Here is a 16,617-nt window from a genome sequence, read left to right as displayed (position 1 = left end):
TGTGTATAAAGAGCAAAATATTTGAGTAAATGCTCTAATAATATTCATTACACAGGGAATGTAATAATGCGTTTGAATACACTTACTGGGGCGATTTTGGTCGCAATGTTTCCAACCGCGGGCGCTTATGCTGCAGCTATGGATCGTTCAGGCCAATCGATGAATGGCTTTTTACAGCCAGGAAACTATGTAGATTTTAGTTACTCAATTTTGGATGCTGATCTTTCTGGAAATATGAGGACAGGTACATCAGGTCCAGGAGGGCCTGCTGGTGATTATACAGATATTCATGATGGCGAAGCTGGTTGGAATATGCCAACTGCTGATCAAGGAAATATTGGCACAGAATTAAGTGGTTCAAAATTAAGTGATATTGCAGATACCTTTGGGTTTGCCAATATTAATTTTAAATATCAGGTAACAGATAAAGTCTCAATGGGTATTATTTTCGATCAACCCTTTGGAGCCAAAGCGTCATATAAAACTATAGATAAAAGACATGATCCAGTTCAACCAAATGTTATACAAATTCCAACAGGTGGACAATATAAAGAAGCCACAGAATATGGTTCCTTTCACAGTGAGAAATATGGTGGTACTCAAGCTGAAGTCAATACTAATAGCTTGTCTTTAGTTTTCGGCTTTCAACCGAATGAAAATATAAATCTCTATGCAGGCCCTGTCTATCAGACAGTGGAAGCTGATGTATTATTACGTGGTACAGCATATAGTCTTTTAGGAGGCTATTTATGTAATAACCAACCCGTAACCGATCCTTTACCAATATCGCAACCTAAAGCTTGTACCACATTCAATGAGAAAGGAAATTCTTCTCAACAATATGCTGGATATCAAGCGTCTATTTCTGAAGAGGGGGCATTTGGTTGGCTTGCTGGTGCAGCTTACCAAATTCCAGAAATTGCTCTAAGAGCCTCTCTAACCTACAGATCCAAAATTAATTATAAAGTTCAAGCTGAAGAGTCAATGCCTCAAGTTAGACAAGATTCCTTTGGCTCTGTAGGAGGGGCAATTTCTGATAAGGATAAAATTCCACTTCTTAGTATAGACTCAAATTTTTATACTGAAGGCAAAACTTCTGCCTCAACCCCACAATCAGTTAATCTTGATTTCCAAACAGGTATCATGGCCGATACTTTGGCGTATATTAATTTGCGTTGGGTGGATTGGTCTGAGTTTAAGATCCGCCCTCACAAATTTGGTCAACTCGTATCTGAAATTACAAAGAGTCAAGGGAAAGGAACACGTGGATTCGATCTTGTCGCATATGAAAAAGATCAAATTTCCGCGACCTTTGGTATTGCTCGTAAATTAAATGACAAACTCGCATTAACCATTATCGGTGGTTGGGATTCTGGTGCAGGTGAATATGTTTCTACCCTAGGTCCATCTGAAGGTTTTTGGAGTGCAGGTTTAGGTGGTCAATATAGCTTTAACAAAAATACCTTCGTTCAAGCGGGTGCACGATATTTTTGGTTAGGCGATGCAAAATCACAATCAGCGAGTTGGTTTGGAACAACACGTTATGATGCTGACTTTAAAGACAATACAGCTATTGGATATAGCTTTAAAATTGGTTACCGTTTCTAGAGTTTAAAAAGCACGGATTTTTCATCCGTGCTTTTTTTAAATTAATCGACAACTAAAACCTAATTTAGTATCAATTTGATTATCTTTGAATCCTAAATACTCAATAAACCTATTTCGATCATCCACAATTTTCTGTTCATCTATTGACATACGATGGCGATTTTTTTGCGCTAAAGAATATGTTTCATCTACAGAAGCTTGATATATATGACATAATTCAAGCTGTTTCTTACTTTTTAACACCAAATTTTTTCCTGTCCGCTCGAAATCATTTCGTTTTAACGCCGCACTCCAATTTTCCAAATTTTTGAACATTTTTGCTTTCATCTGAGCTAATGCTTGATCGATTTCCTGTTGAGTCAATGGATTAATATTATTTAAATCCGCTTGTTCTTTATTTTCATTTTGTGCCATCACTTTAGAGGTCGTCATTCCTGCACAGATGATTACTATAATTCCATAGCTGTATTTTTTAATGTTTTTAATCATACATCCCCGTATCTAATTTATTTCGATAAATTTATGTTCGTATTAGACAACTGATATTTTAAAAAAGCCATTTTAATAATGTAATAGATTGAAATATTAAGGGATTAAGGCATTTTTTTTGCATTATCAATTCACTGATTTAATTATATATTTTTGGTATTGAATTTATGAAAAAAATGTTTCCATTAGGCTGTGCTGGACTAGGCATACAAGCCTCATCATTTGAACATCCAGTATCTCTTGAAGAACCATCAATAATGGAAAAATTCGATCTACTTGCAGAATCGAGCGTGTGGGATTTTATCGATCACATTCCGACTCATCGTGAAATGATTGATGATTACATTAAAGGGAGTCAAAAATACAATATTCCAGTTTATTCAGGTTACGGATGCTATATTTGGGGAGAACATGAAAAAATATTCAAAGAAAATATCGAGCTTACATGTGCCGTAGGCGCCAAATACCACAACATTATGCTTGCAGCAAAAGACAGTAAATTCAACTATCTTAATGATCAACAAGTTGCTGATGCCTATTTATATTTTTATGAGTATGCTCAAAGTAAGGGTATAACCATTACCTTTGAAAATCACGTAGATAATTGGTCTGAAGATTATCGCCGGGTAGAAAAAGTTGCAGCTTTAGTCAATCATCAAGGTATTCCATTTAAAATGGCGATGGACTATAGCCACTGTATTTTCAAAATCGAAAATCCAATCGAATCTTATATCTCATTTCAACATGACCAAGAAGCGATTAGAAAACTTGATCCTTTCAACTGCGATAGTTTTGCAGATGATTGGTTAAATCAAAATTTGGTGCATTGGGGGCAAATACGTCCTGCGGTTCCAAACGGACCATTAAATACATGGTCCCAAGAATACAGCCCATGGGAAGGTCACGGTCTTAATCGCCCTGGAAGAGGCATTCAATACCCATTTAGGCAGCCACCAAAAAATGCGTGTCCTCATGATGAGTGGCATGCATATAAATTAAGCTGTACCAAAGAGGTCATTCGCAAGATGATTGACCATTATTTAGATCATGAGGATACAAATATTGAAATCATGACCGTGGATAATATTAATTTATGGTCCTATGGTTTGGGTTGGAAATATAATATGTTTGCAGATAGCTGCGACATAGCGCGCTATATTAGACAAATATATGCGGAAAGAGCATCAATTCATTATGCTAAAAAAGGGCTAAGTTCTGAGGACTTTATCAATCAATATCGCTCATAAATCATTAGAATAATTTAAAAAAAAGCATTATATAGATAATGCTTTTTTTGTATCGCGAGATTTAAGCTACTGCATTCTCTTCCGCTTTTTTATATGAACGATTATACATTTCTTCTAAATGCTCCCCTACTGTACATGGTGCATATAAAGGTAATTCACCTTCTTTCAATGTTCCTGGAACTGGCTCAATCACAGCGTGATAGTCTGGTTCATAAAAAAATGGAATTGAGTAACGATAAGCACCATTTGAAAAACTATTTTTTACTCGATGTGGATTGGAGTGATATAGACCATTGGTCCATTTTGGAATCATATCACCTAGATTAACTACAAATGTTCCTTTAATTGGTGGTGCTGCAACCCACTCTCCGTCAGGCATGCACACTTCTAATCCGCCTATTTGATCTTGTGCCAAAATGGTGACTGACCCCCAATCTGTATGCGCGCCAACGCCATATGTTTCATCATCATCTCTAGGTGTAGGTGGATAACGCAACATACGTAATGTTCCCATAGGATCTTTACTAGAAGCATCAAAATAGTTCGATGGCAGATTTAACGTTAATGCCAAAAGTTGCATCAGAAAATTTGCCAGTTTATACATTTCATCGATGTACTCCTGACAAATCAATTCACATTGAGGTAATTCTTCAGGCCACTGATTTGGACCATAGTTTTGATATTTAGCGATTGCAAAAGGATGATCTTGAGGATAATTACGACCACAATAAAACCCTTCTTTATAATCTGGCTTGCCGTAAGGGTCTAATTGCTGACCATTTAGTTTATCAAATCCACGGAATCCAAAAAAATTACGTACATCATATTTTTGCTTAACGTCTTCTGGAAGCGCCAATAATTCTTTTGCTAATGCAAACTGTCGCGTCATCATTTCTAAAGGAACTGTATGATTCTTCACATAGAAAAAACCTGAATGCATCGCAGCTTTTCTCAGTTCAGCAACTGCACGTTTAGTCGCCTCACTTTCTGGTTTGTTTATATCTACGCCTGCTAAATCAATTACTGGTATTCCCATTTTTATCCCCTTGTATCAGGTATACATCTTTTACGTTTTCATTATCTTGCTGAAACTTTCGACAATTTAGGATTGACTAAAATTTGTCTTAAAAGCTAAGTCTCAAACTTAAGTTTTTTCTGGTACAACGTCTGCTACTATTTGATTCTGCTTTTGCTTAGCTCGATTAAAAATCAGATTTAGAATAATTCCCGCAAATGTCGCCGTTGTAATGCCGCCGAGATCAAGTCCACCAACCATAATCGAATAGTTCCCTGCGCCCATAATCACAGTCACTGATGCCACAATAATGTTGCCGTTTTGAGTAAAATCGACTTTATTTTCGATCCAGATTTTCGCACCAGCGATTACAATTAAGCCGAAAACAATCATTGAAGTCCCTGTCAAAATTGCGACAGGTAATGTGCTAATGAGTGCTCCAAATTTTGGTGATAATCCCAGAATAATGGCGACAATACCCGCAATTACAAAAACCACTGTAGAGTAAATACGCGTTGCCGCCATGACCCTAATATTCTCTGCATATGTAGTTAATCCTGTTCCTCCTACTGCACCAGACATAGAGGTACATACCCCATCTGCCAAAAATGCTCTACCCATATAGGGTGTAATATTTTTGCCTGTCATTTCACTTACAACTTTGAAATGCGCAAGATTTTCAGCAATAAGAATAAATGCTATAGGTAGAATCAGCAGAATTGCATTCATTTGAAATTCAGGTTGATATAAAGTTGGTAAACCAAACCATGCCGCATTTGAAACCGAGCTAAAATCGATTGGTTTGCCCATTCCCATCATGTTAGCTAAAACAAAATATACAAGATACGAAACTATCAAACCCACCAATAGCAATAATCGTCTCAACATTCCTCTTGTAAATACTGCGACACCACCAATACACATTGCGGTCAATAAAGCCATCCATGTATCAAACTCATTACCTGATACGGCTTTAATCGCCCCAGGTGCTAAATTTAATCCAACAATCATAATGATTGCACCAGCAACAACTGGTGGTAAAAGATTCTCCATCCATTGAGAACCCGTTTTCATTACAAGTAAACCCATCAAGGCATAGAAAATACCACATACCACTATTGCACCTAAGGCAATCCCAATATTTGGATTTAACCCTGAACCGGTATAGCCTGTTACAGCAATCACAGCACCAATAAAAGCAAAACTACCCCCAAGATAGCTTGGCACTCTCCCACCTGTGATAAGGAAAAATAATATCGTGCCTATACCAGATAACAGGATCGTTAGACTAGGATCAAACCCCATGAGCAGCGGTGCCAACACTGTTGCACCAAACATGGCAAATGTATGTTGAAGTCCAAGTACAATACTTTGTCCTGTAGGCAAGTACTCGTTCATGGCAACGGGAGTTTTTTCAATATCTCCTTGAAAAGGAGTAAATTTGGAAAACCAATTCTCTTTCATCACATACCACCCCATTGGTAATGTGAGCCAATGTCGAACATCTTTAGACATTGGCTGTACAATGATAAATTCATTTCGTTTAAGTACAAATCACAGTTCGTCTATCAAATTTATCGGAACCATATATTCACTTTAACTAAGCAACAAATATACCAATTGGTCGAATTTCTAATATTTCGTTTGGTTGGCAGCTAGTTTAAGATCAACAAAAATAAAACCTAATACTCTGTTTTATATAAATATTAATTTCATTAACAAATGAAAAAATTTGACCGTTTTGTATATTTTTTAGACTTTTACTCAAAAAAATTGGATTCCCGAAATATAAAATAAAATCGTATTTAAAATCATTATTTTAATTTTATTCTTAATGAATATTTCATCATATTAGCCAAGTTTTACTAAACTTTTATGCATTAAAAAAGGTCACCTTTCGATGACCTTACTGACTTAAGTTAAATCTTTAAATCCTTGTTGTCGCCATGCTTCATAAACAATCACTGCCGTAGCATTAGATAAATTTAAGCTTCTAGAATTTGGCGCCATGGGCAAACGAATCCAATGTTGCTTTGGGAACATCATACGAACATGTTCAGGTAGTCCGCGCGTTTCAGGCCCCATGAGTAAAGCAACTGGCCTATTCAGATTCGAGGTATGTGGTGTTTCGGTACCTTTGGTCGTTAAAGGATAAATCGAATCTTGATCCACACCTTGACTCGCTAGATTTTCCAGACATGCTTCAATATTATCCCATATCTGCATGCGAGCCCATTCATGGTAATCTAATCCAGCACGCTTTAACTTCTTATCATCCAGCTCAAAACCTAGCGGTTTGACCAAATGTAATTGTGCTCCTGTATTTGCACATAAACGGATAATGTTTCCTGTATTTGCAGGAATTTCTGGTTCGTATAAAACAACATGAATCACAATAATTTCTCAACTTTATAGCAGACTTTTACAGTTCGTCTTGCCATTTCAACTGTTCTCTTAATTTCACCACCTCACCAATAATGGTCAAAGTTGGCGCCTGAATTTGATTTTCTAACACTTTCGAAGCGATATCTGCCAAAGTCCCCACAACAACTTTTTGTTCTGGTGTCGTACCTTTAGAAATTAAAGCAACAGGCATGTCTGCTCGTTGACCATGTTGAATAAGCTTTTCACAGATTTTTTCTAATCCAACAAGCCCCATGTACAGTACCAATGTTTGGTGTTCATACACGAGTTCATTCCATGGAAGTTCAGGAGAACCTTCCTTCAAATGTCCAGTCAAGAAGCGAACACTTTGTGCGTAATCACGATGAGTTAAAGGGATACCCGCATATGCTGAACACCCTGATGCTGCGGTAATTCCGGGAACGACCTGAAATGAAATTCCTGCCTCATAGAGTTCTTGAATTTCCTCACCACCTCGCCCAAAAATAAAAGGATCTCCTCCTTTTAAACGGCAGACACGTTTGCCTTCATTCGCATATTTCACGAGTAAAGCATTAATACCTTCTTGTGGAACAGCATGATTTGACCTTGCTTTACCCACATAGATTTTTTCAGCATCCCGGCGGCATAACTCCATAATAGCACCAGAAACTAAACGGTCATAAATCACAACATCTGCTTGTTGCATCAACCTTAAAGCTTTGAGTGTGAGAAGCTCGGGATCACCTGGACCTGCCCCAACTAAATAAACTTCACCTTTGGGTTTGTTCCATTCTATTAAAGACTGATGAATAATTTTTTCTGCTTCAGCCAGATTATTATTAAATACACGCTCTTTGAAAGGTCCAGCATACAGCTCTTCCCAAAAGATACGGCGTTCATCAGGATTTTCAATTTTTTGTTTTACACGTTTTCGCCATTCACCAGAGATTTTAGCTAATGTTCCGATTCCATGCGGGATTACAGTCTCAAGTTGAGTTCTAATCTGTCTGGACAATACTGGGGATGTCCCATTACTCGCAATTGAAATAACAAGTGGAGAGCGATCAACAATTGCAGGGACCATAAATCGGCAATGTGGTGGATCATCAACACTATTCACCAATACATTTAAGTTTTCACATTCTTCAAAAACTTGTTGATTCACTAAAGGCTGATCTGTGGCAGCAATCACTAAACGGTAATCGTTTAATTTTAAATCGTGATCATCAAAATGAGCTTGAATATATTGACCAGAGCTTTTCTCGACAATTTCTAAAAGTTGCGCCTCAATCTCAGGTGAAATAACCGAAATTTTTGCTCCTGATTTTTGCAGTAACAGTGCTTTGCGATAAGCAATATGCCCTCCACCGACAATCAAACAAGGTTGCTGCTGCAATTTTAATGAAATTGGAAAAATATCCACTGAATCGATCCTCATATGCCCACTCTATTTTAGCATCTTCTCCACGACTCAAGCTGCTTAAAAGTAAGCAAGTGGTAGCTTTTTTAACAGATGCATATCGATGAAGGGACCTAAAACGGATAAAACTTGAACTCTATTTGGATAGTCAAAAATCCTGCTGATGCCGATGATAAGTTCAACAGTAAAGGAGATTATCGAGATGGCTGGTTCATATATTGATGTACATTCATCAGCAGGTTCGTTTAAAGCATATCTTTCAGTACCTGAAGCAGGTAAAGGTCCTGGTCTTGTGTTATGTCAGGAAATTTTCGGTGTTAATGAAGTTATGCGTCAAAAGGCAGACTTTTTGGCTGAAGAAGGTTATACCGTTATTGTTCCTGATTTATTTTGGCGTATTCAACCTAATGTAGAACTCGGTTATACCGAAGAAGACTTTCAAAAAGCATATGACTTATATACTCAATTTAATCAAGATCTGGGTATTGAGGATATCAAATCTACAATTGAAACACTCAAATCCCTTGAAACAGTTGATCAAGATGCAGGTACTGGATTGGTCGGATACTGCCTAGGCGGTAAATTGGCATATCTCGCAGCTTGCCGCATTCCAGATTTAAAGTGTTCTGTTTCTTACTACGGTGTAGGAATCGAGCAAAACCTAGAAGAAGCAGTCAACATTCAATCCAAACTGGTTCTTCATTTTGCTGAACAAGATCAGTTCTGTGATTCTAACACTCGTGATCAAATCCTACTTGCTCTGCAAAATAACTCAAAAGTCGAAACATATATTTATCCAGATGTCGATCATGCCTTTGCTCGCCCACAGAGTATGCATTATCACAAGCCTAGTGCACTCATGGCACATGAAAGAACCATTACAGCTTTACGCAAAGCAATAGGACCAAATTACGACCTTGCTGCGCTATGGGAAGAGCATGTTCGATTTGAATTTGACACTCGAAATGTTCCAGACACGATGGCAACAATGGTGGCAGAGCCTTATGTCAATCACATTCCAACATTGACAGGTGGCGTCGGCTACAAACAATTAGCTCGCTTCTATCAATACCATTTTGTTCATAACAATCCAAAAGATATGAAACTGACGCCTATTTCACGAACTGTAGGCGCAACTCAAGTCGTTGATGAATTCATTATGAGTTTTACTCATGATGAGGAAATTGATTGGTTAATTCCTGGAATTAAACCGACGGGAAAATATGTAGAGATTCCAATGCTCGGCATTATCAAGTTCCGTGGACCGAAACTATGTCATGAGCATATCTATTGGGATCAGGCAAGTTTACTGGTGCAAATTGGCGTATTAGATCCAACTGGACTACCTGTTGCAGGTGTTGAAACTGCCAAGAAACTTTTAGATGAAACTTTACCCTCAAATGAACTGATGCCAACTTGGCCATCCAGTGAAAATAAACCGATTGGCGAATAAAGGAACTCATTCTGACAATCAGAATTAAGATGAAGGATTATGATCATGTTAAATGAAATGACACCTGTAATACAGTTGGAGCAACGCTCGTTACGCCAACTCTTAGGTCAGTATGCAACTGGGATTACAGTAGTAACTGCATTAGATTCAAATCATAAAAAAATTGGAATGACAGCGAACTCATTTACTTCTGTATCGCTTGATCCACCTTTAATTTTATGGAACATCGCAAAATCTGCGACACATTTCGAAGATTTCAAACAGGCAGAATATTTTGCCATCAATATCTTGAGTGAAGATCAGTATCAAGAGTCTAAGCATTTCTCAAAATCTTCTGATGACAAATTCGAAGGCTTAGATGACGTTGATGAGTATATGGGCATCCCCATTCTAAATAAATCCTTAACCACTTTTGTTTGTCGTCAGTATGAGCTTCATGAAGCTGGAGATCACTACATTATTGTGGGACAAATTGAAGCCTGCCGTAATCAGCTTGGAAATCCATTGGTGTTCCATAACGGGCAATATAAACAAGCAAATCTTCATCAAGCATTTGCTGGTGTATAGCGAATTCACGAAATTTAAGGATTTTTTAAAATGAATCAACATCACTTTTTCAATGATAATCGCTTTCTACTCGGCTCATTTGCTTCTAACTGCTCAGGTGGAATGACCATTTCAACTCTTGAAGATCGATGGAGTGCGAGCTGGGAAAAGAATCTCGAACTTGGAAAAATGCTAGATGAAGCTGGTATCGACTTCATGTTACCGATTGCTCGCTTTACAGGCTATGGCGGTGAAACAGACTTTCAGGGAACAATTTTAGAGACCATGACCTGGGCGGCCGCATTATTGGCTTTAACCAAAGACATTACAGTTTTCGCGACAATTCAGACCGTCCCCAATCATCCAGTTGTAGTTGCCAAGCAGATTGCAACGCTATCTGAGATTAGTCAAGGTCGTATTGGACTCAACATCGTTGCAGGCTGGAATAAACCTGAATATGAAGCACTCGGTCTACATTTACCTGATGATCACGAAACTCGTTATGGTTATGCACAAGACTGGTATGACCTGATTAAAAAAGTATGGACCAGTGAAGAAAAATTTGATTTTGAAAGTAAGTTTTTCAAAACCAAAGGAACTTATGGAAAACCAAAACCACTTGTACATCCGCCTATCTTCAATGCTGCTGGTTCAAAAAATGGACGTGAATTTGCCGTTAATAATGCGGACTTTCTTTTTACACCAGCTTCAGATTTGGGCAGAAGCAAGATTGAAATTGATGAGCTTAAACAAGCAGGTCGCGAGGTAAACCGAGAAGTCAATGTGATGACCTTCTCCCATGTCATTTGCAGACCTACACCAGAGGAAGCCAAAGCAGAATGGGATCGTCAATTAAACAATGCTGATACTGTTGCCGTTGACAATCTGATGAGCTTAATGTTTGCACATGCTCAAAGTTTCCCAAAAGAGGTTCAACAATCCATTCGTGATGCAATGAGTGTAGGCCATGGTGGCTTTCCATTAGTCGGTACACCTGAACAAGTCGCGCAAGGTATTTTAGATTTACATGAAGCTGGTTTTAGAGGAACGACTCTTTCATTCCTCGATTATAGCCGCGAATTTCCGTATTTCCGTGATCATGTTTTACCAATTTTGGAAAAGCATAATATTCGTTAATCCACCACTTAAGCCGACCGTTTCACTGTCGGCTTATTTATTTTAAGAGGGAATTTAGCTGTGAATTATATTTTAAAGGGGTTATTCACTGGATCAATCTGCTTTGCATTAGGCACTGCAGTTCAAGCGGCAAATTGGAGTGATACTTCACTGGCTGTCAGTTATGGTCAAGATTTCTCAGAACCATTTAAAGACGGTGATTTTGACAAGTATATTTTTAGTCTTGTACACCTAAGCGGCTATAAATATGGCACCAATTTTTTTCAACTCAATATGCATCAATCCTCAGCTGAACCAAATGCAAACAAAGCTTCTGGTCAAGGAGCTCAAGAGGCATATGCAATTTATCGTCATACCTTAGATATCCCAAGTATCACGCAACACAAACTGAATGATTCTAGTTGGTTCAAGACATATGGTTTTACAGTAGGTTTTGACTGGAATACAAAGAATGATGATTATGGTTCAAATCGACAAATGTATGTTGCTGGTCCAAGTGTCACATTAAATACACCAGGCTATCTTAATCTCAGTTTGCTAGGTTATTACGAGAGCAATGATGCTAATGTACTGAGTAAAAAATATACCTATGATCCTTACTTAGCACTTCAAGTGCTTTGGGATTTTCCTATTATGCAATCGAATTGGAATTATCAAGGCATAGGTGTTTGGATGAGTACCAAAGGGAAAGATCCTTTTGGTGAGCCTACCGCCAGTGAAATCTTTGTAGACATGTCTTTAATGTATTCTTTACTTAAAGATAAATCTGCCAATCAACCAAAATTGAAAGCTGGGATTGCTTATCAATACTGGAAAAATAAATATGGTAATGATGCATCTGGTGTTGCTGGTTCAGGAGCGACCGCGAGTAGCCCTATGTTACGTGTCGCTTACCACTTTTAAATAACATATCAAATTAATCTAATTTAGTACCAAAAGAGTATTTTTATATTCTGCTATTTTAGATTAATTTATTTATTTGAGATAAAACAAAAAAAGCAAAATCATGGATTGATTTTTGCATAAGTAATGATAAGCAAGCTAAGGATAGAGGTATTTATGTATAGCCAGCAACACAGGTCTATTTCTACGATTCAATCACATACGCAGAATATTCATGATGCCAACCATTGTCTTGATTTAATCATTGGCCCACATGATTTAGTCGATTTTAATCAATATGAACCATTGGATTTTAGTTTTAATGGATCGCAAATCGGTCGTATGATTATTGGGGATTTAACATATGGTAAAGATGTAATTTTCAAAACGCATACGCATGAAAATATGAACCACTTTTGTATAACGCGCCCTAAAAATGGGCGACCACTATTTAAAAAAGATGGTCAAACTTTTTACGCCTGTTATGATCAAGCATCCATTGTTTCACCTGAAGATAAATTTGAACTAATTATTGACAAAGACTGTGTGCAAACATTCATTTCTTTTTCAAAGACTTTTGTTGAAAAAATACTTTCAGATTTAATCTCTCAGCCAGTTACCGAACCTTTGGTATTTCAAAATGTGATGGATCAAAACAACCCGAAAATTAAAGCATGGTGGGATTTAATTGACAGTATTAAAAATTTCACAAACAATTTTACCAATACTTCATTTTTTCAAGAAATGCGCTCAGATTTTGAATATATTATTGTGAAGTCATTATTATTATCTCAACCCAATAACTATAGTGATTTAATTTATAAAAATACTTTAGATTATCCTGACTTCTTTACTCGCTTGTTAGAATTCATACAAAAAAATATACATCAAAAAATTGAAATTTCAGATTTAGAATATGCATCTGGATTAAGCAAAAAAAAGCTGAATACAATTTTCAAAAAATATTTAAAATGCAGTCCAAATGCTTATATACGCCATTACCGACTTAAATGTATTTATAATGAAATTTCACAGTCTACGCATAAAATTAATATTACTGAAATTGCTTATAAATGGGGTGTTACACATTTAGGTCGTTTTTCACTTGAGTATAAAGATGCATTTGGGGAAAAACCGAGTGAGACCTTAAAAAAAATTATTGAAAGGCAAACAGGCAGTGCTCAACTCATTCATTAAAACACTCAAAAAAAAAGCTAACTCAATTGAGTTAGCTTTTTTGTGTTTTATCGATTAATCGATAAAACTTTGTCCACCCATATAAGGACGCAAGACTTCAGGAATCTCAATCGAACCATCTTCTCGTTGATAATTTTCCATTACCGCGAGCAAAGTACGACCAACTGCTAAACCTGAACCATTCAAAGTATGAACAAACTCTGTTTTCTTTTGATCAGCACGGTAACGAGCTTTCATACGACGAGCCTGGAAATCCCCCATGTTTGAACACGATGAAATTTCACGATAGGTATTTTGGCTTGGTACCCAAACTTCTAAGTCATAAGTCTTCGTTGCACCAAAGCCCATATCACCACCGCATAAGATGATTTTGCGATATGGCAATCCAAGCGCCTGTAAAATACCCTCAGCATGCCCTGTTAAATCTTCCAATGCTTGCATAGAGTCTTCAGGTTTAACAATTTGAACCATTTCAACTTTGTCAAATTGGTGCTGACGAATCAAACCGCGTGTATCACGACCATAAGAACCAGCTTCACTACGGAAACAAGGTGTATGAGCAGCATATTTTAACGGTAGACGCTCAGGATCAATAATCTCATCACGCACAAAGTTAGTCACAGGTACTTCAGCAGTTGGGATCAAGTAATATTCTTTGTCACCTTGAAGCTTGAACAAATCTTCTTCAAATTTAGGCAACTGACCAGTTCCACGTAATGAATCAGCATTTACTAAATACGGTACATAAGCTTCTGTATAGCCATTTTTCAATGTATGTGTATCTAACATGAACTGCGTTAGTGCACGTTGTAAACGTGCAAGCGGACCCTTGAGCACACTGAAACGAGTACCTGTTAACTTAGTCGCTGTTTCGAACTCGAGTCCACCCATCCACTCACCAAGATCAGTGTGATCTTTAATTTCAAAGTTGAATTCACGAGGCGTACCCCATTTTAAAATTTCAACGTTGTCATTCTCATCTTTGCCCTCTGGCACCGACTCATGAGGTAGGTTTGGAATAGAAAGTGATTTTGCTTCAATTTCAGCTTGTAGTTCTGTTAACGCAAGCTCAGCGGCTTTAATTTCATCTCCGATCGCGCTCATACGAGCCATGATTTCAGAGGCATCACCACCTGCTTTTTTGATTTGACCAACTTGTTTAGCACCCGAATTACGTTCTGCTTGTAAAGCTTCAGTCTTAGACTGAATTTCTTTACGACGAGCCTCTAAAGATGCCCATTCTTCTACGTTGAGTTGCACGCCACGTTTAGCTAAGGCTAAATTTACAGCCTCTATATTATTTCTAAGTAATTTCGGGTCGATCATGGTTAATCTTTTCAGGGAAAAAAACTGCCTATAGTGTAAGCGCTTCGTTGAAAAAAATACAGTCGAAGCGCTGACAGCTGAAGCTTATTGAATCAAATTAAAATAGAGTCAATTACTCAGCAGCGAGTTTGGGTAGGTTTGGAAGATATTCTGACTGTATCAAACCATTCACACTCACATAAGGTAAAGTGAGTTGAGACATTCCTTCAGCATAGGACGCGAGTTCATACAGCGGATAAACAAAGACGATACCATCAACTCCGTAATAGAAATTGTCACTTAATTCGAGTTTATCTTGTTCAATATTGTGATCTGTAAGCCACATACTATTAGCACTATAAAGTGTTTCTAATAGCTTTTTATTTTGACCTTTCACAATTAAATCTTGTAGTGCTATTCTTTTTTTAGTTTTTAAATCGAAATGAACATATTCTTTGTGGTACATCCCATGTGCTGCACCAGCAGGATATACATAGCTCAGATATTCAAAACTCGCTATATTCTGATGTTGACTTAAATAACGTACCACAGTCTGACTCTGACTCAACTTCAGCGGATCCACAGTAGTTGTCTCTGTATTCTTAGTAGCCGATTGGAATGGTATAGGGTCTGCTTTTTCAATTCGATTTTTAAAATACGTATTAATCCACGGATGATTAGTTTCAACCGTTTGGAATGAATATTCTGTACACCCTGCCTCATCGCATACTTGCTTCAGTTTAGGCTTTAATTCGACGTTCTTCGATTCGATATACCAAGATTCTGATTGTTTTGCTTGCACAGCAGTCTCATTGCTTTTTTTAGTTTCTGCATCAGATTTAGGCTGACAAGCGCCTAACATGATCATTGATGCACAAGTAACACTCAATTTTCCAAACCGATTCATGTGTTTTAGCATATAGCCTCCAATAAAAATGAGTGTTTAACACAGAGACTATAAATTCTAGATGACATGAATTCAGTTGAAATTTGTAGTTAAAAAAGCAGCGATAAACGCTGCTTTTATATTATTGGTCAATAATGTCTGTGCCTTTAGGCGGTGTAAAGTTAAATGTTGAATCCGGAATACCTGCATTCACTTTCACATTACTAAATTTAACGTGTGTAGTTTGTCCTAATGAATCTTCTAAAATCATTAAGCTTGGCGCTTTATTTGCACCGAAACTAATGGTCAGACTCTGAAAGGCACCATCTTTCTGCTTAGGATATAACGTGTAATAAGTTTTAGCTTTATTTGGCTGTGTTACACGATATGACTGCATAATTTGGTTGGTATTACCAGACAATAATAATGCTGGTGTATTGGCAACTTGCTCATCCATATTTTGACGAATTGCCTGCTGTAGATCTGGGTCATAGATCCAAATCATCTTTCCAGAAGTCACAATTGTTTGTTTTGCTGGTGCTGTAGTTTCCCAATAGAACTTACCTGGACGAGCAACTTTCATCACCCCAGTAAAAGTCTGATTCATATGTTGAGCACTCAAACCTTGTTTTTGTGGTGCTTTACTAGATTTAGTTGCTTTCGTTGTTTGTTCAAAATTTGCCGTTAAACTTTTTATTCCGTTTAATTGACGAACCAAGTTTGCGGTCGCTTGTTGCTCCGAAGCAGCCACTGGCGCTGCGAAAACTTGAGTGCTTGCGACTGGTGCCATCATTGCAGCACTCATTGTAATTGCACCAATCGTTTTACGAAGCATTGTCATGATCCCACCTTTTGTTATTGATCATCATTTGATATGGAGTCATCTTAAACCAAATTTGATCGCTAATAATTGAGAAAATAAGAACTTTTGTATTGTTATTTAGCTAAATTGTTGAAAATACTTCATCATGATGAAGATTCACTTCAGTTCAAAAACTTTCTTTCAGATATAAAAAAACCCACTCAAGAGTGGGTTTTTTGGTTATG

15 protein-coding genes are annotated in these 16,617 nt (G+C 37.4%); 7 read left to right on the top strand and 8 right to left on the bottom strand.

Features of this window, described 5'->3' with window-relative positions:
* The first annotated feature begins 66 nt into the window (after nt 1-66).
* Nucleotides 67-1,608 (top strand): outer membrane protein transport protein, encoded by a 1,542-nt coding sequence (locus tag AC1M9L_RS07455; RefSeq protein WP_481591776.1) that lies wholly within the window; start codon nt 67-69, stop codon nt 1,606-1,608.
* Between the two features lie 36 nt (nt 1,609-1,644).
* Here AC1M9L_RS07455 and AC1M9L_RS07450 read toward each other — a convergent pair whose 3' ends face one another.
* Entirely contained in the window at nt 1,645-2,097 is a 453-nt protein-coding gene (locus AC1M9L_RS07450; RefSeq protein ID WP_481591775.1) for a hypothetical protein, read from the bottom strand.
* Between the two features lie 167 nt (nt 2,098-2,264).
* Between AC1M9L_RS07450 and AC1M9L_RS07445 the strand changes: the two genes are divergently transcribed.
* The gene (locus AC1M9L_RS07445) at nt 2,265-3,344 is read left to right on the top strand and encodes a hypothetical protein (RefSeq protein WP_481591774.1); all 1,080 of its coding nucleotides are present in this window, start codon (nt 2,265-2,267) and stop codon (nt 3,342-3,344) included.
* A gap of 61 nt (nt 3,345-3,405) precedes the next feature.
* Here the strand turns inward: AC1M9L_RS07445 and AC1M9L_RS07440 are convergent, their stop codons facing one another.
* The 4 genes from AC1M9L_RS07440 to cysG form a co-directional block, all read right to left on the bottom strand.
* Entirely contained in the window at nt 3,406-4,380 is a 975-nt protein-coding gene (locus AC1M9L_RS07440; protein ID WP_481591773.1) for an isopenicillin N synthase family dioxygenase, read from the bottom strand.
* 108 nt (nt 4,381-4,488) lie between these two features.
* Nucleotides 4,489-5,823, bottom strand: coding sequence for a solute carrier family 23 protein (locus AC1M9L_RS07435; protein ID WP_481591834.1), 1,335 nt, complete (start codon nt 5,821-5,823; stop codon nt 4,489-4,491).
* A gap of 450 nt (nt 5,824-6,273) precedes the next feature.
* Nucleotides 6,274-6,753, bottom strand: a complete 480-nt coding sequence (locus tag AC1M9L_RS07430; RefSeq protein ID WP_035267879.1) for a tRNA (cytidine(34)-2'-O)-methyltransferase — start codon at nt 6,751-6,753, stop codon at nt 6,274-6,276.
* 28 nt (nt 6,754-6,781) lie between these two features.
* Complete coding sequence (gene cysG, locus AC1M9L_RS07425; RefSeq protein WP_481591772.1) at nt 6,782-8,167, bottom strand: siroheme synthase CysG; 1,386 nt, start codon at nt 8,165-8,167, stop codon at nt 6,782-6,784.
* 199 nt (nt 8,168-8,366) lie between these two features.
* Between cysG and AC1M9L_RS07420 the strand changes: the two genes are divergently transcribed.
* The 5 genes from AC1M9L_RS07420 to AC1M9L_RS07400 all read left to right on the top strand — a co-directional run bounded on the left by AC1M9L_RS07420 (nt 8,367) and on the right by AC1M9L_RS07400 (nt 13,379).
* Nucleotides 8,367-9,617: a dienelactone hydrolase family protein gene (locus AC1M9L_RS07420; protein ID WP_035267873.1), complete on the top strand. Its 1,251-nt coding sequence runs from the start codon at nt 8,367-8,369 to the stop codon at nt 9,615-9,617.
* A 45-nt stretch (nt 9,618-9,662) separates the two neighbouring features.
* The gene (locus AC1M9L_RS07415; RefSeq protein ID WP_179997732.1) at nt 9,663-10,184 is read left to right on the top strand and encodes a flavin reductase family protein; all 522 of its coding nucleotides are present in this window, start codon (nt 9,663-9,665) and stop codon (nt 10,182-10,184) included.
* Nucleotides 10,185-10,214: 30 nt separating this feature from the next.
* Nucleotides 10,215-11,300: an LLM class flavin-dependent oxidoreductase gene (locus AC1M9L_RS07410; protein ID WP_481591771.1), complete on the top strand. Its 1,086-nt coding sequence runs from the start codon at nt 10,215-10,217 to the stop codon at nt 11,298-11,300.
* A 60-nt stretch (nt 11,301-11,360) separates the two neighbouring features.
* Nucleotides 11,361-12,203 (top strand): hypothetical protein, encoded by an 843-nt coding sequence (locus AC1M9L_RS07405; RefSeq protein ID WP_481591770.1) that lies wholly within the window; start codon nt 11,361-11,363, stop codon nt 12,201-12,203.
* Between the two features lie 156 nt (nt 12,204-12,359).
* Entirely contained in the window at nt 12,360-13,379 is a 1,020-nt protein-coding gene (locus AC1M9L_RS07400; RefSeq protein WP_481590631.1) for an AraC family transcriptional regulator, read from the top strand.
* Nucleotides 13,380-13,433: 54 nt separating this feature from the next.
* On the opposite strand, the gene serS is transcribed toward AC1M9L_RS07400, so the two are convergent.
* The 3 genes from serS to lolA form a co-directional block, all read right to left on the bottom strand.
* Entirely contained in the window at nt 13,434-14,705 is a 1,272-nt protein-coding gene (gene serS / locus AC1M9L_RS07395; protein WP_481591769.1) for a serine--tRNA ligase, read from the bottom strand.
* Nucleotides 14,706-14,817: 112 nt separating this feature from the next.
* Nucleotides 14,818-15,603, bottom strand: a complete 786-nt coding sequence (locus AC1M9L_RS07390; RefSeq protein WP_481591768.1) for an RsiV family protein — start codon at nt 15,601-15,603, stop codon at nt 14,818-14,820.
* Nucleotides 15,604-15,712: 109 nt separating this feature from the next.
* Nucleotides 15,713-16,411 (bottom strand): outer membrane lipoprotein periplasmic chaperone LolA, encoded by a 699-nt coding sequence (gene lolA, locus AC1M9L_RS07385; protein WP_035267863.1) that lies wholly within the window; start codon nt 16,409-16,411, stop codon nt 15,713-15,715.
* Nucleotides 16,412-16,617: the final 206 nt, after the last annotated feature.

The organism is Acinetobacter sp. ANC_7511 (assembly GCF_056779975.1).
This window is presented reverse-complemented; position numbering and strand designations above follow the sequence as displayed.

Bases quoted from the DNA above. Each gene is read 5' to 3' on its own strand.
- AC1M9L_RS07455 (WP_481591776.1), top strand. From the start codon at position 67: ATGCGTTTGAATACACTTACTGGGGCGATTTTGGTCGCAATGTTTCCA.
- AC1M9L_RS07450 (WP_481591775.1), bottom strand. From the start codon at position 2,097: ATGATTAAAAACATTAAAAAATACAGCTATGGAATTATAGTAATCATC.
- AC1M9L_RS07445 (WP_481591774.1), top strand. From the start codon at position 2,265: ATGAAAAAAATGTTTCCATTAGGCTGTGCTGGACTAGGCATACAAGCC.
- AC1M9L_RS07440 (WP_481591773.1), bottom strand. From the start codon at position 4,380: ATGGGAATACCAGTAATTGATTTAGCAGGCGTAGATATAAACAAACCA.
- AC1M9L_RS07435 (WP_481591834.1), bottom strand. From the start codon at position 5,823: ATGAAAGAGAATTGGTTTTCCAAATTTACTCCTTTTCAAGGAGATATT.
- AC1M9L_RS07420 (WP_035267873.1), top strand. From the start codon at position 8,367: ATGGCTGGTTCATATATTGATGTACATTCATCAGCAGGTTCGTTTAAA.
- AC1M9L_RS07415 (WP_179997732.1), top strand. From the start codon at position 9,663: ATGTTAAATGAAATGACACCTGTAATACAGTTGGAGCAACGCTCGTTA.
- AC1M9L_RS07410 (WP_481591771.1), top strand. From the start codon at position 10,215: ATGAATCAACATCACTTTTTCAATGATAATCGCTTTCTACTCGGCTCA.
- AC1M9L_RS07400 (WP_481590631.1), top strand. From the start codon at position 12,360: ATGTATAGCCAGCAACACAGGTCTATTTCTACGATTCAATCACATACG.
- serS (WP_481591769.1), bottom strand. From the start codon at position 14,705: ATGATCGACCCGAAATTACTTAGAAATAATATAGAGGCTGTAAATTTA.
- AC1M9L_RS07390 (WP_481591768.1), bottom strand. From the start codon at position 15,603: ATGCTAAAACACATGAATCGGTTTGGAAAATTGAGTGTTACTTGTGCA.
- lolA (WP_035267863.1), bottom strand. From the start codon at position 16,411: ATGACAATGCTTCGTAAAACGATTGGTGCAATTACAATGAGTGCTGCA.